The organism is Schaalia sp. JY-X169 (assembly GCF_014069575.1).
In the GTDB taxonomy this organism is placed as follows: domain Bacteria; phylum Actinomycetota; class Actinomycetes; order Actinomycetales; family Actinomycetaceae; genus Scrofimicrobium.
The window spans coordinates 1,236,444-1,250,845 of sequence record NZ_CP059675.1 but is presented as its reverse complement, the minus strand read 5'-3'; the positions used below and the strand labels follow the sequence as shown (position 1 = coordinate 1,250,845).

Sequence of the window (14,402 nt, the reverse complement as noted above, 5' to 3'; positions counted from 1 at the left end):
AACCCAACAAGTGGGGGTCGAACCTTTGAAGTTCGACCCCCGCCCGCTCCTTGAGCATGCAGACCCTAGATGCTAGATGGTTGCGTCTTCCTTTGCCTTCAAACCACGCAGGACATACTGCAAGATTCCGCCATTACGCAGGTAGTCACGTTCGGCTGGGGTATCAACCCTGACGCGTGCATCAAACTCAATGCGCTCACCGTCCTCGCGTATGGCCGTCACCCGGACAGTCTTGGGCGTCCTTCCCTGGTTGAACTCTTCCAAGCCGACGATGTCAAAGACCTCAGAACCGTTCAACCCCAACGTATTGCGGTCTTCACCCTCTGGGAACTCGAGCGGAAGCACACCCATGCCGATCAGGTTGGAACGGTGAATACGTTCGAACGACTCGGTGATAACTGCCTTCACTCCAAGTAGCGCGACTCCCTTGGCCGCCCAGTCTCGGGAGGACCCGGAGCCATACTCTTTCCCCGCGAGAACGACTAGGGGAATCCCCTCGGCGATGTAGCTCTGTGCCGCATCGTAGACAGCGGTGACTGGCTGATCCGGCTTGGTGAAGTCCTTGGTGAATCCGCCCTCGACCCCGGGAATCATTTCATTGCGAATACGAATATTTGCGAATGTTCCCCGCATCATCACTTCGTGGTTACCACGGCGGGAACCATAGGAGTTGAAGTCGCGGACGGCAACACCATGGTCCAGCAGGTAACGCCCCGCGGGAGAATCAGCCTTGAAGGAACCAGCCGGAGAAATGTGGTCGGTGGTGACTGAATCCCCAAGTTCCAAGAGAACCCGGGCGCCAACGATATCGTGGAGCGGCTGCGGCATTGTTGGCATGTCCTCAAAGAATGGAGCACGCCTCACATAGGTCGAGTCATCTTCCCATTTGAACGTTGCACCATCAGGAGCATCGAGTGAACGCCAGTGCTCATCACCCGCGAAAACGTCCGCGTAATCCTCCAGGAACATCTCCCGGTCAATACTGGAATCAATCGTTGCCTGCACCTCCTCAGGTGAAGGCCAAATATCGCGCAGGTAGACGTCATTTCCGTCGGGATCCTGCCCAAGTGGATCGTCCTCGAAATCGAAGTCAACTGTCCCAGCCAACGCGTACGCAATGACAAGAGGCGGGGATGCCAGGTAGTTCATCTTGACGTCCGGGTTAATGCGCCCTTCAAAGTTGCGGTTCCCAGATAGCACAGATGCGACCGAGAGGTCATGTTGGTTGACGGCGACCGATACCTCTTCAGGCAGTGGCCCCGAGTTCCCAATACACGTTGTGCAACCATACCCAACCAGGTAGAACTCCAAGGCTTCCAAGTCCGGCCACAGCCCGGCCCGCTCAAAGTAGTTCGTAACAACCTGTGAGCCTGGGGCAAGCGATGTCTTCACCCACGGCTTGACCCGAAGCCCCAACTTGTTTGCGTTGCGCGCCAAGAGGCCGGCCGCGAGCATGACCGAGGGGTTAGAGGTGTTCGTACAGGAGGTGATCGAAGCAATCACGACTTTTCCGTGATCGAGCTCAACTGTGGTCCCGTTCTCAAGGGTCACATCAACACGCCGATGCGGGCGGATGTCGGCCTCTTCGACTTCCGCTGGCTTCGTCCCATTTTTGTCGCTGCTGTCGTCGAACTCGATGGGATCTGAAGCGGGGAATGTTCCCTCAAGTGCCCTGTCCAGCTGGCTTTCCTTTACCTGCGGAGAAGCGGAGACATACGAAGGCAGAACTCCCCGGAAGGCCTCCTTGGCCTCATCAAGGGGAATCCGGTCCTGGGGCCGCTTGGGGCCGGCAATCGACGGAACAACAGTCGACAGATCCAGCTCCAAGTATTCTGAGTACTCGACCTCATCCTCTGGGTTATGCCACAGCCCCTGGGCTTTAGCATAGGCCTCAACGAGCGCAACCTGGTCCTCTGAGCGCCCCGTTAGGTAGAGGTAGTCGAGGGTGACCTGGTCGATCGGGAACATTGCCGCAGTCGACCCAAACTCGGGAGACATGTTTCCGATAGTTGCGCGGTTCGCCAGCGGTACTTCCCCGACGCCCTCGCCGTAGAACTCCACAAACTTACCTACCACACCATGACGGCGCAGCATTTCGGTGATTGTCAGAACCACGTCTGTGGCAGTTGCCCCAGCCGGAATCGCACCGGTCAGTTTGAAGCCGACAACGCGCGGGATAAGCATCGATATAGGCTGACCAAGCATTGCAGCCTCGGCTTCAATGCCACCAACACCCCATCCGAGGACGCCCATCCCGTTCACCATCGTTGTGTGAGAGTCAGTGCCAACACAGGTATCCGGGTATGCAACAGTTACGCCATCTTCATCTCGAGTGAAGATTCCCCGCGACAAGTACTCGAGGTTAACCTGGTGCACAATGCCGGTGCCCGGTGGAACGACTTTGAAGTCGGAGAAAGCTTGCTGTCCCCATTTGAGGAACTGGTAGCGCTCACCGTTCCGCTCGTACTCTCTTTCAACGTTGCGCTGCAATGCCATCGAGGATCCGAAGACATCAATCTGAACAGAGTGGTCAATAACCAGTTCGGCGGGCACCTGCGGGTTAATCTTCTCAGGGTTCCCACCCATCGTCTTGTAAGCCTCACGCATGACCGCAAGGTCCACCACACACGGAACTCCGGTGAAGTCCTGAAGAACGACTCGCGCAGGCGTGAACTGAATCTCATTCTCCGGCTGCGCCTGCGGATCCCACGCGGCAATTGAGCGCACGTGTTCGGCCGTTATATTCTCACCGTCTTCGTTGCGTAATAGGTTTTCCGCCAGTACTTTCAGGGAGTATGGAAGACGTTCCACACCCGGAACCGAGTCAAGACGAAAGTAGCGGTATTCCTTACCATCTACGGTCAATGTTGCACTTGCATTGAACGAGTCCAAACCTGCCACTGGGACCTCCTTTGGTAGTGGTTATGTTCCAACATATCGCACACCTCGCGCCTACGACCTCCGGGGGCGGGATCCGGGACGTACGAGGGCGGTGACCATCTCAAAATGATGCGTGTGCGGGAATAGATCCCAAGCACTTATTGACTCTATAACGAATCCGCCCTCGACGAAGTCGGCTAGGTCCCTCGCTCCCGAGGCCGGGTCACACGAGACGAGGACGACACGCTTAGCTGGAGATGCGCAGATGGCTTTGACAACCGCCTTCTCAGCCCCCGTGCGGGGAGGGTCGGCCAGAACCGTAGTTACCGCCCCGCGCGCCTCTGCAATCAGTTCCTCCACACCCTTACGATCTACGGTGCCCTGAAATACCTGTGCTCGACCGGCCTCAACCGCGTCGCCTAGGGTTGAGCCGGCACTGTCCACAGCATCGGAGTTACCTTCCAGCGTCAGCAGCTCTCCGTCTGGCAGTCTGTCAGCAATAAAACGGGAGAACAGTCCTGACCCCGCGTAGAGCTCCACGACAATGTCACTTGGCGCAATATCCATTGCCTCAATAACCGCTTCAACAAGCACGCTGGGTGCCTCGCGGTGGGTCTGCCAGAACGCGCCGGGACGAACTGGGAACACGTGTGTCCCGTAGCGGGTGTCGACTTCCCACTGTGATACCTCAGGTCCGGGCGTCTGAGGGTCAGAGAACGTACCGGCAGAAGTCACCACTACGGGGAGGGAACCGTTGGGAGCCTCTACCGCAATTCGCTCTCCCGGCACCCAACGCTTCTTCCACGCGGGGTCGGTCAAGACATTCAGGCTTGCAATCTCTTCAGAGGCGATCGGTAGGGACCTCAATGGAACCACGGAATGAGAACGGTACTTGCGCATCCCCGGCTTACCCTGCGCGTTGACGACAAGCTGTAGACGCGTGCGACGTCCAAGGAGCATCTCATCGGTAGAATCACCCGGCGTTGGGCGAACAGGAACTAGGACCTCACCCTCTTGCGCTCCGGTTACATCAAGCACCTGCTCTACGACCTTCTCACCTCCGATACGTTGTAGCTGCTCAGTCAGAACCTGGCCCTTCCAGTCCCGCTGGTAGGAGGGCTCCACGTGTCCAAGTTCAACACCGCCGACACCACCACCAGCGGCCTCGGGCCAGATGTGAGGGACCCGGTGACGCGACGGTTCAATCACCTCCACAACATCTGCCCAGGCAAATCTCTTATGTTCTGATGACAAGCGGACCTTCACCACCTCGCCTGGCAACCCACCCCGCACAAAAAGCGTCCTTCCATCGGCCGCGTGCGACAGACACGCTCCTCCGTGGACAGGTTTCCCCAGTGTGACCTGCTCGTACGCTGTTCTGGCAGAAGCCATGTCCTCATCCTTTGTCTGTAGGTGTTGCGATCGTGAACGTTACCTTGCGAACCCAAGCGTACAGTTCGTAGTTCTAGTGGGCTCCACGATGGTACTTTGGTACCGTGCATTTCGTGATCATGGGTTGCGGCCGAGTTGGTGCCATGTTGGCGGACGAACTAGACGCTCAGGGGCATTCAGTTGCCATCATCGACCTCCAGTCCAGCGCTTTTCAGCGTCTGGGTCCAGACTTCTCCGGGCAGCGCGTCCACGGCAACGGTTTTGACCGCGCAACACTTAAGAAGGCTCACATTCAAGAGGCCTACGCATTCGCAGCGGTATCCAATGGTGACAACTCAAACATCATCGCAACTCGTACCGTCAGTGAAGCATTTGGAATCCAAAGAGTCGTGGCACGAATTGCCGATCCTGAGCGCGCAGAGCTGTATGAGCGTTTGGGGATTCCGACGGTAGCCTCGACCCGCAGAACTGCAATGGCTGTGCTCCAACGCATGGTTCCGCCAAATGCTGAAATCGTTTGGACAGGACCGACGGGGGCTGTTGCGCTCATTGCTGCTCGACCGACTCAGGCCTGGTATGGAGTACCTCTGCAGACGGTCGAGGCAGCGACAGGCGGCAGGGTGGTCTTCGTCTCGAGGCTCTCGAAGGTCCTCGTTGCGCAATCACACATGGTGGTGCAAGAGAACGACCAGTTGTTCATTGGGGTCAACGGCACGAAGGCGGCGGAGGTCCGCGACACTCTCACTTCACCCCCGCCCACAGCTGCTCTGAAAGGGAGTGCTCAAAAGTGAGAATTCTTGTCGTAGGAGCCGGTGCCGTCGGCCGTTCGATTGCGACGCAGCTAATCACACACGGCCACGATGTTGTCATCGTTGACCATGATCCCGACTCAATCAAGGTCTCATTGGTTCCCGATGCGGACTGGGTACTCGCAGACGCATGCTCCCCAACTCAACTGGAAGAAGCGGGAGCACGCGATGCCGATGCAATCGCTGCCGTAACCGGCGACGACAAGGTGAACCTAGTGGTGTCCCTCCTCGCAAAAACAGAGTTTGGCGTTCCGCAGGTTATTGCCCGCGCCAATCACACAGCCAACGAATGGATGTACGACGAAAGCTGGGGGGTCGATGTGCTGGCCTCGACACCACGGATGCTCACCACCCTTGTAGAGGAAGCAGTGTCCGTGGGCGAGATGGTCGGGCTCTTAGCAATTGGAAGCAGTTCGACTTCCGTCTATCAAATAGAAATACCACGAGGATCTGCCATCGTTGGCGCGTCCCCATCAGTCATGCCTATGCCCGGTGGGCTCATTCTTGCTGCCATTGTCAGCAGTGGCGAACCGATCTCTCCGGCTCAAGTACAAGAGATTGCCGCCGGTGATGAGCTGATCATCATTTGTGGACGAAACTCTGACCAAGAGCTCGCTGCACTTGAAGAGCTGGTGTCCTAGCCGGAGATTTCGCCGGGATTGCTACCGGCATCTTCTCCACTCTGCTCGGATTCTCCCTGGTCAGACTTCGGCACGATCCCACGCAGAAGGATCCATGTCACCCAACCTGCAACAGCAAAAAGTGGCAAGCCCATGACCAGCTTCAGTACGCCGAGGCCGACAACATTGCCGCCAAAGTAGAGGGGTGCTTGGACTGCAAGCCGCAGGCCAAAGACTGCGACCCACACCCAGGTCGCGTAGGCACCCCGCTTGCGGAGCAGAGGTGCCCATGACGTTGACTTCCAATCGTCCGGGAGTCCGACAAGGAGCTGCATAAGCAAGGTCAGAGCAGGTCTGCGCACAATGAGCGAAACCACCATCGCGACCAAGAAGGCGGCATTCGTGATTAGGCCCCAGGCGAAGTAGTTCTCTGCTCGCCCGGAAAGAGCCGCCCAGACAACACCGATGATTACTCCGAACATCCCGGTGAATGCCTGGGTAATGGACGTTCGCTGGATGAGCCGCACGATGATGAAGATAGCTGCGATCCCGCCTGAAAGACCAAGTGGCCATGCCAGGCTGTGCGTGACCACGTAGGCCACCACAAAAACTAGTCCGGGAAGCAGCGACTCAACAGCTCCGCGCCATCCGCCTATTGACTCGGCGATGGAGAAATCCTGGTTATCAAGTTGGGCCGCCCAGCCCTTACCCGCCGTCGGGGAGCTAGTGTGCAGGACGCTCTCTTGGGGGCCGGTCGGCTCCTCAATTGCCACAACTCCACCTTCTCTCTAGTGCTTGGAAAACTACGATTTCAAGTTGGGGCTAATGATCATGTACGAGGGGTCCAGCATCTTCTTGATCCCTTTCACCTCTGTCACGGTACCGGTCAGCGCGAGAGCCGTCCCGACACCAATACCCGGAAGTTCTCTCCGACCGTGCCAGACAGCGGTCAAATTATCGCCCTGTTCATCTTCGATAGCTACTACTACCGAGGTCGAACCATCGACCTCGACCGAACTGACTTCTCTTACCAGACCAGCGACGGTGGACCTTCGGCGAGGAATGCACGAGGAGATTGGTTGCCTCTCCGGGACCAGTGTGCACGCGGCAAGAGGATCTACTTGCTCGGTCTGCACGCTCGCGGCGCTCCCCGTTGGGAAGAGCCTTCGCGCGAGACTACCGAGGTCCATCGACCGCAGCCGTATCCTTGGGCAACGTGAGTGGCAGGACCTCAAAACGGATTCTTGGAGAATCGCCACGGTGGACAATCAGTTGATCGATTAGCTGCTCACAAGCAGCCATCTGTGCCTCATCCCCTCCGGCCGCAGCCCCTGCGACATCGAGACGAGCCACCCATCGAGGACCTTCGACACCGATAATCCTCAGTGGCGAGAACCCGCGTGTTCCGTCGGGAAGGACTGCCGCCACCTTAGCGTGAAGCTCCGTGCCGTAAGGACCAACCTGTCGCTCCACCACTCCACCTGCTGAGACAATCGAAGTCTCGATCTGGTCTGAGAGCTCGCTCCAGGCGCCGCCAGACTTTGGTGCGGCAGCAACGCTAACGGTGACTCCTGACGTCCCAAGCACAAGCAGCATCCGAAAGAGAGTGGTCTTGTCGGCTTCAAATTTTCCGCGCAACTGAAGGCCAGGAAGCCTAGGAACATAGAGCGCCCCGAGGTCGACATACCCGCCCGGAACTGGGGATCCACCAGAATCCCTAGGTCCACGTGGCATAACTTCCGCGTCTACTTCCAACTCGCTATACGAGTCATCGGTGTTCGCCCCGTCGAGCCCCGCGGGTTGTTTTGCCTTACGACGAAAAAATGCCATTCGGCACCTTCTTAAGCAACGCAATCCAGGCACATCGGTGCACCCGGATCGCTTTCTGGGGAGAGCTGCGAAATATGCTTCACCAAGAAGCAAGAAACGCAGGTGAACTCATCTTCCTGTGCGGGTACAACCAGCACGGTGAGCTCCTCTTTAGAGAGGTCGGCACCAGGGAGCTCAAAACTCTCTGCCGCCTCATTCTCATCTTCGTCCACATCATTCGATCCGATATCGGAACGACGGGACTTGAGTTCTTCAATTGAGTCCTCTGAAAGATCCTCTTCAGACTTGCGAGGAGCATCGTAGTCAGTGGCCATTATTGTCCTTTCGCGACCCTGTCGTGTCTTGGTAAACCTATAGGGGCAACCGCGGGGATACTAACACCTCTGGGGCCATGTTTCCATCTGCTATCCGAACACGCCCCATAGCATCCGCAATCTTGCCCGTTAGTTTGGCACCATTGGGTTGGAAAGGTGGCCCAGATGATTGTTCTTGAGTTTGTGGGACGTGATGCTGAAAGCGACGCGCTTCTTTTTGTGGACGAGGACGGACGCAAGTATGCGGCTGCGCTAACGGAGAACCTCACCGCCGCAGTAATCCGAGGCGCGACTCTCGAGCCAGTTGAAGACGAGCCAGTGCGCCGCATTACACCCCGTGAGATCCAAGCCTTCCTCAGGGAAGGTGTCTCACCCGCACAAATCGCTGCACAAACCAACACGGACATTGAGCGCATTCGGAGGTTTGAAGGCCCGGTGCGAGCTGAGATCCTCCGGTCGATCGACCTAGCGTTGTCTTCTCCAGTTGGTTCCGATACAGACGGGCCAAGGCTTGGCGAACTCGTTGTCGATCGGCTAGCAGAACGCGGTGTCGACACCGACCAGCTCTCCTGGCAGGCCGCGAAGCGCGGTAACTCGGCGTGGGAGGTCTCGGTTGTTTTCATTGAGGATGAAGTCGAAAAGTCTGCCACTTGGACCCTCTCCGACCTCACCAATACTGCCGCAGCGGCCGATGATGCGGCCCGTAGTCTGACTGAGTCCGCACGTAAGCCAGAGCCTGTGCGCGCCCTCTTTGCGCCGGTGGCTTCTGCGACAATCGAGCCTGTCAGTGATACAGGAGATCTCCTCCTAGACCGTCAGGAACAACTCTTGAAGCGCCTCAGTGCTGCACGTGGCCGAAGGCAGCCGGTGATGATGGGCTTTGAGAATGATGAAGAACATCTCGACACGGTCCCTCTGGTGCCTGTTCTGAGACCCGATGATTCCGCTTCGCTCCCTGCCGAGACCCACGCTGAAGGGGCCACTGCCGGTGCGGCTAGTCCAGAACCCAGCCGGGATGATTCTGAGTCACTAGACTCCTCTGAGTCCCAGGAGCAGCTCGAACTCACTGCGGAACCCATCGCTGACCGAGATCTTCCCGTAGTCAAGAGTGCAGAAACCAACAAGAAGCGCGGCCGGACCCCCATGCCTTCATGGGATGAGATTGTCTTCGGCTCGCGTGGAGACTAAGGCGGCCTAAACCAGTCGCCACACGGGGATTTCCATCTCAACTTTCGTCAGGGAACCGTGTACTCCGGGCATCGCTATTGAAGACGCTGTCTGAGATCGGGAGTCGACCACGACAGCGTTTCCCTTCGGCATTACCAGGAGATCACCAATGAGGTCACATCCGGGCCCAGATCCTACAATGGCGGGGATTTCTTCTCGGTTGAAGATCCAGGCCCTGTCCTCCCAGAAGTTGCGCCAACGTTCTTCGACAGCACGCTCCTCTCCCCGCTCCGCGTGAACGTGGGCCGCGCGCCCCTCCCCCGCAAGCACCTCGACACCCCGCGACAGCTCCGCGATGCGTGCAATGTCCACGCGTAGGTCAACCTCAACCATTCCGTGGTCTGCGGTCAAGATGACCTGGGCTGTGCCATCCACTGTACTTAGGAATGCTCCAAGCTCAGCGTCGAAGTCTTCAAGGGCTTCTGCCCACTCTCGAGAGTTCGGCCCGTACTTATGCCCGACCTTATCGATCCCTGACCAGTACACATACGTGAGAGGAACGTGCTTGCGAACCTCCGCGCCAGCGCAGCGGAATCTGCTACCGAGCTCCTTCGCTCCAACGAACCTGGCACCTCGCATGGCAGCATGCGTGAGTCCCGTTCCGATGAACCTCTGGTCCGTAACGACTACGCTTTCAAACCCCTGGCTTGCCATTGCTTCAAAAACTGTCTCTTCAGGCTGCCAAGTTGCCCCGTCAACGCCCTCGGCAAACTGGAGCAGGTTCATCACTCCTGATCCATGTCTGACGGAATATCCGACCATCCTGGTTTCCCCGGGTAGTTTTCCGGTAGCCAGGGAAGTTAGGGCAGCCGCAGTTGTCGAGGGCGCACATGTCTGAGCTGCGACGGGGCGGTTTGTGAGTCCGCGTAACGTTTGAGCGTGACCCAGGTGGCCCAGAAGTTGGTTGTACCCCAAACCATCCACAAGAATGACAATCACCGGCTCTCCGGTGGTTAACCCAAAAGACTCAGCAGCACTGGAAGCACCCCCAGCACCAGCGAAGGCACCCTCGGTGCCAGCATGGGCCGCAGCACTCATGATGCTTCCGATCCACAGTGGCGGCGGTGGAACAGGCGCCTGCACCCCCGGAGGAAACCCTTCTGTGCCACCCTCAACTTGACCCGGAATGTACTGGCCGGTCATAGCGTCATGGCGGTGGATAGTGCGGCAACAAACTCCATCGCATCGTCCTCGTTGGAACTGGCAGACTGCGCCCCGAAAGTCATCACCAGGCCCTCATCTTTCCCTCCTCCGACGTACCCGTGATCGGCGGTACACGCCGGGTCATCACAGCGCAACGGCTCCAGCTCCAAGGAGCGTTGGCTGGAGGACGACACTACGACGGTCAACCCCACTTCGTGATTGTCGTCACCGGCGTCACCATGTGTGGCAGCTGGTACATCCTTATCGGCGGGCTGCAGGGGAAGCGCAACCTGTGCCACCTCAAGACCTGTGACGTGACGAACCGGGAGCAAGTTCATATACCAGCGGGCTCCGGCCGCCAGCTCGTCAATATGGATTGAAGTGAGCAGCGCACCGGACAACCCCAGGTAGTCAAAATGCCGGAAGACTGAGTCATCATCGAAGGTCGTTTCAAGCAGAAACAGGTTGTGGGAGGGTATCTGTCCCCCATTCACCTGTTTGACGAGTCTCTCAATCAAGTCCGCATGGAACCCAGATTGGCGGATCTTGTCGAATCCAATCATTGCTGTTTTGCCCTCCGTTAGCGTGGGTGGTCGGTAGAACCTCTAAAGTCCACAATAATGTCCCCCATGGCAATTAACGTGGTCGGCAAGAATGAAGAGCATTCAATTGATGAGGTAGACGTCTCCGTAGAGATGCGTGACTCTTTCTTGGAATATGCCTACTCGGTCATCTACGCAAGGGCCCTACCGGATGCGAGAGACGGCCTGAAACCAGTTCAGCGACGCATTATCTACCAGATGCAGCAGATGGGGTTGTCGCCCAGTCACGGACACGTGAAGTCGCAGAGGGTCGTCGGCGAGGTGATGGGGAAGCTGCACCCCCACGGAGATGCGCCAATCTATGATGCACTGGTCAGGCTCGCGCAAGACTTCAACCTTCGCCTCCCACTGGTCGATGGTCACGGCAACTTCGGCTCACTTGACGATGGCCCTGCCGCAGCCCGGTACACAGAAGCCCGGCTGGCGCCCTCGGCCGCACTTCTCACCAGCGGTCTGGACGAGGACGCAGTCGATTTTGTTCCCAACTACGACAACCAATTCCAACAGCCCGAAGTGTTGCCCGCCGACTTCCCATCACTTCTGGTGAATGGGGCATCAGGCATCGCGGTTGGCATGGCGACCTCAATCCCACCACACAACCCGGCTGAGACGCTGCGCGCTGCCCTCTACCTGCTCAAGAACCCCCAGGCCACGACAGAAGATCTGATGCGCTTCGTTCCCGGGCCTGACTTCCCCGGTGGCGGCATCATTCCTGGCCTTGCAGCGGTAAAAGAGTCATACGAGACTGGGCGGGGGATTTTCAAAGTACGCGCAAAGGCAACTATGGAGCGTGTATCCGCGCGGAAGATGGGCATTGTTGTCACTGAGCTGCCGTACATGGTCGGCCCCGAGCGAGTGATCGAACGCATCAAAGACAGCGTCAACTCCGGCAAAATCAAAGGCATCTCGGCAGTCACAAACCTCACTGATCGCGAGCACGGACTGCGCTTAGTCATCAACGTGAAGAACGGTTTCAACCCCGAATCTGTCTTGGCGCTACTGTACAAGTACACGCCACTTGAAGAATCATTCGCAACCAACGCGGTTGCACTTGTTGATGGCCAACCCAAGACAATGACGCTTGCCGACATGTTGCAGGTGTTCATCGCTCACCGAATTGATGTCACCCTTCGACGCACTCGTTTCTTGATCTCACGCAAGGAAGAGCGGCTTCACCTAGTCCAGGGCCTTCTGCGAGCGATTCTAGACATCGATGACGTTATCGCCATCATTCGTTCATCCGGGGACGCCGAAGAGGCTAGAGAGCGCCTGCAACTCGCCTTCGATCTCTCCGAAGTGCAGGCACGCTACATCCTTGAGTTACGTTTGCGACGGCTGACAAAGTTTTCCCGTATCGAGCTGGAGAATGAGCGGGACGAACTTGAGTCTGACTTGGACAAACTTCGCGCAATCGCATCCTCGCGCACGCTCCTAGAACAGAAGGTCGCGGATGACCTTCAAGAGACTGCGGCGGCTGTTGCATCACCGCGGCGCACTGTTCTCCTATCTGACGAGGCCGTACCCGTTGGTGCTTCCAGCAGTGGGAGCGACCTCGAGATCGCTGATGAACCCTGCATCGTCGTGCTCACGCCCTCGGGGGGAATTGCAAGGATTCCTGGAGAGCAGCCACCAGCGAACCCCGAGAGCGACGCAAGCGACTCGTGGCGGTCGTGGGGTGCTACAACGACCCGCGGGCAAGTTGTGGTGCTAACTTCGGATGGGAACGCGCACCGCATCCCAGTCGAGGTTCTACCCGCCCTCGTTCGCTCCGACCTCGGCCAGTCACTTGCGGGAACCGTTGCCCTGGCGGATATCGTCAGCGGTTCACTGGGTCGCGACGTTGAGGCAATAGCTGTCGTTTCCGATGACGCTTCGAAGGTGCTTGCCTTGGGGACGCGCAAGGGCATCGTTAAGAGGGTCAAACCAGACTGGCCAAGCAACAGAGATACCTGGCCGGTAGTAAAACTGGACGAGGACGATCGGGTGGTGGGCGCTTCAAACAGTCAGGCAACTGATTTTGGAGTTTTCTTGACCCGGTCAGCACAACTACTTAAGTTCCCCATCGACACGGTACGCCCCCAGGGATCTCCGGCTGCGGGAATGGCCGGGATCAAACTCGCTAGCAATGACGAAGCAATCTTCTTTGCGGCAGTTGAAGAAACACCCACCGCAGTTGTTGCCACGGTCACCGAGCCGAAAGATGGCCTGCCCGGAACGGTTCCAGGGACCGCAAAGCTGACTCCACTTGCAGAGTACCCCGCAAAAGGTCGGGCAACCATGGGCGTGCGCTGCCACCGATTCCTCAAGGATGAGGGCCACCTCAGGATGGCATGGGCCGGTGCGTTCCGCCCGGTGGCGACAAGTGCAGCAGGGACACCGGTGGCGCTCCCCTCCGAGTTTGGAAAACGTGATGCCTCCGGCGTGGCAGTTGCTTCAGTGATTGAGGCCCTTGGCTAACTAGCGACTTGGGGTTAGTTCTCTGCTCCAGAATCCAGAGGCTTCGAGTATGTGTGGAACCACGCAGAGACTTCGAAGCCTCTGTCCCTGTAGAACTTCATCGTCGCTTCATCCTGCGTCGGATCCAACGTCACGCTCATCTTGTCGACATCCGCCTCAAGCAGTGCTCTCACGCTCGCATCGATGAGTGCCTCAAGAACGTTGGCGCGAGTGTTGGTGTCAAGAGCCGCAACAATCTGCAGAACTCCCTCACGCCAGCCCAGCGCCTCCCAGTCCTGCTCATACCCACCAACTGAAATAAATCCACTCACCCTGGGCCTGTCGCCCTCTTTGTTGAGGGCAACGAACGACCAGTCTCTGCGAATCCCAGCATTGATCTCTGCCCAGTCGGACTTTGATGCGCGAAGCGACTGCTGGGAGATCTCCCCATTAACAAGGTTGAATGCCCGCCGCGTCCCATCATCCATCTCAGGCGTCCATGGGACTATGTCAAGAAGTGCTGGTAGTGCCTTCGGGCTGCACCAACGTTGAAGTGGGATACGGAGCTCAGTGGCGCTGCCCTCCCACACGTAGCCCAAAGACTCAAGCACCGCGAGGAACTCGGAGTTACGCTCGTGAATCGTGTGGGTAAGACGTCCTCGTCCCCCGCCAAAGTGGGATTGCACGAGTTCGGCTCCTGCCTTCGTCTGCCACTCCAACAGCGACGAACCGATCCCTATACCGCGGCTGGAAGGATCAACTCCACCTTGGCAAACTGCCTGCTCTAACCCATCTCTGCTAACTCCCACATATCCGAAGGCGAGCATTTTTCCGCTCCCGTTTCGGTCGAAACCAGCAACCCCCGACCAGTTGTCTTCGGATCTGGAGAACATATCCTCAATTTCCGCACGGGAGGTCCTGTAGGGCACTCCCTCAGACTCCTCGACGAGAGCCAAAAGTTCTACCAACTGGTCTGCATGGGTGGGCTTCAGGTGTTCCCAGACGACCCCTACGTGCTGCAGGGGTAGTTTCATGCGGTCAACGGTCACCGACACACAATATCGCATTGACGGCCATATGCAGCAGGATGGCAACTTGGAAAGCTGAAGTAGCGTGAGGCGCGGTGAAGAAACGACGTCGAGTCAGGGA

The 14,402-nt window shown here is 57.7% G+C and carries 13 protein-coding genes; 4 read left to right on the top strand and 9 right to left on the bottom strand.

Features of this window, described 5'->3' with window-relative positions:
* Positions 1 to 72 precede the first annotated feature (72 nt).
* Positions 73 to 2,901, bottom strand: a complete 2,829-nt coding sequence (acnA, locus tag H2O65_RS05480; RefSeq protein ID WP_182140754.1) for an aconitate hydratase AcnA — start codon at positions 2,899 to 2,901, stop codon at positions 73 to 75.
* A 51-nt stretch (positions 2,902 to 2,952) separates the two neighbouring features.
* Positions 2,953 to 4,272 carry a class I SAM-dependent RNA methyltransferase gene (locus H2O65_RS05475; RefSeq protein WP_182140753.1) on the bottom strand — a complete coding sequence of 440 codons (1,320 nt, stop codon included), beginning with the start codon at positions 4,270 to 4,272 and terminating at the stop codon, positions 2,953 to 2,955.
* Positions 4,273 to 4,391: 119 nt separating this feature from the next.
* On the opposite strand from H2O65_RS05475, the gene H2O65_RS05470 reads away from it, so the two are divergent.
* Positions 4,392 to 5,063: a TrkA family potassium uptake protein gene (locus H2O65_RS05470; protein WP_182142679.1), complete on the top strand. Its 672-nt coding sequence runs from the start codon at positions 4,392 to 4,394 to the stop codon at positions 5,061 to 5,063.
* Complete coding sequence (locus H2O65_RS05465; protein ID WP_182140752.1) at positions 5,060 to 5,722, top strand: TrkA family potassium uptake protein; 663 nt, start codon at positions 5,060 to 5,062, stop codon at positions 5,720 to 5,722. Before H2O65_RS05470 ends, H2O65_RS05465 begins: the two co-directional genes overlap by 4 nt.
* Here the strand turns inward: H2O65_RS05465 and H2O65_RS05460 are convergent.
* From H2O65_RS05460 to H2O65_RS05445, 4 genes are read right to left on the bottom strand one after another with little or no spacing between them, the layout of a single operon-like run.
* Positions 5,719 to 6,474 (bottom strand): DUF3159 domain-containing protein, encoded by a 756-nt coding sequence (locus H2O65_RS05460; RefSeq protein WP_182140751.1) that lies wholly within the window; start codon positions 6,472 to 6,474, stop codon positions 5,719 to 5,721. The genes H2O65_RS05465 and H2O65_RS05460 overlap by 4 nt on opposite strands.
* 30 nt (positions 6,475 to 6,504) lie before the next feature.
* Positions 6,505 to 6,891: an OB-fold nucleic acid binding domain-containing protein gene (locus H2O65_RS05455; protein WP_182140750.1), complete on the bottom strand. Its 387-nt coding sequence runs from the start codon at positions 6,889 to 6,891 to the stop codon at positions 6,505 to 6,507.
* Positions 6,878 to 7,531, bottom strand: a complete 654-nt coding sequence (locus tag H2O65_RS05450; RefSeq protein WP_182140749.1) for a DUF3710 domain-containing protein — start codon at positions 7,529 to 7,531, stop codon at positions 6,878 to 6,880. The genes H2O65_RS05455 and H2O65_RS05450 overlap by 14 nt, the downstream gene beginning before the upstream one ends.
* 11 nt (positions 7,532 to 7,542) lie before the next feature.
* Positions 7,543 to 7,845, bottom strand: coding sequence for a DUF4193 domain-containing protein (locus H2O65_RS05445; protein ID WP_182140748.1), 303 nt, complete (start codon positions 7,843 to 7,845; stop codon positions 7,543 to 7,545).
* Between the two features lie 165 nt (positions 7,846 to 8,010).
* On the opposite strand from H2O65_RS05445, the gene sepH reads away from it, so the two are divergent.
* The gene (gene sepH / locus H2O65_RS05440; RefSeq protein WP_182140747.1) at positions 8,011 to 9,033 is read left to right on the top strand and encodes a septation protein SepH; all 1,023 of its coding nucleotides are present in this window, start codon (positions 8,011 to 8,013) and stop codon (positions 9,031 to 9,033) included.
* A gap of 6 nt (positions 9,034 to 9,039) precedes the next feature.
* On the opposite strand, the gene H2O65_RS05435 is transcribed toward sepH, so the two are convergent.
* Together H2O65_RS05435 and H2O65_RS05430 are read right to left on the bottom strand one after the other, a co-directional pair.
* Positions 9,040 to 10,215, bottom strand: coding sequence for an alkaline phosphatase family protein (locus H2O65_RS05435; RefSeq protein WP_182140746.1), 1,176 nt, complete (start codon positions 10,213 to 10,215; stop codon positions 9,040 to 9,042).
* A complete protein-coding gene (locus H2O65_RS05430; RefSeq protein ID WP_182140745.1) occupies positions 10,212 to 10,778 on the bottom strand; it encodes a DUF5998 family protein in 567 nt (188 codons plus the stop codon). Before H2O65_RS05430 ends, H2O65_RS05435 begins: the two co-directional genes overlap by 4 nt.
* Before the next feature lie 66 nt (positions 10,779 to 10,844).
* Here H2O65_RS05430 and H2O65_RS05425 point away from each other — a divergent pair, with 66 nt between their 5' ends.
* Entirely contained in the window at positions 10,845 to 13,274 is a 2,430-nt protein-coding gene (locus tag H2O65_RS05425) for a DNA topoisomerase IV subunit A (RefSeq protein WP_310649220.1), read from the top strand.
* A gap of 14 nt (positions 13,275 to 13,288) precedes the next feature.
* Here H2O65_RS05425 and H2O65_RS05420 read toward each other — a convergent pair whose 3' ends face one another.
* Complete coding sequence (locus tag H2O65_RS05420) at positions 13,289 to 14,308, bottom strand: hypothetical protein (RefSeq protein WP_182140743.1); 1,020 nt, start codon at positions 14,306 to 14,308, stop codon at positions 13,289 to 13,291.
* Positions 14,309 to 14,402: the final 94 nt, after the last annotated feature.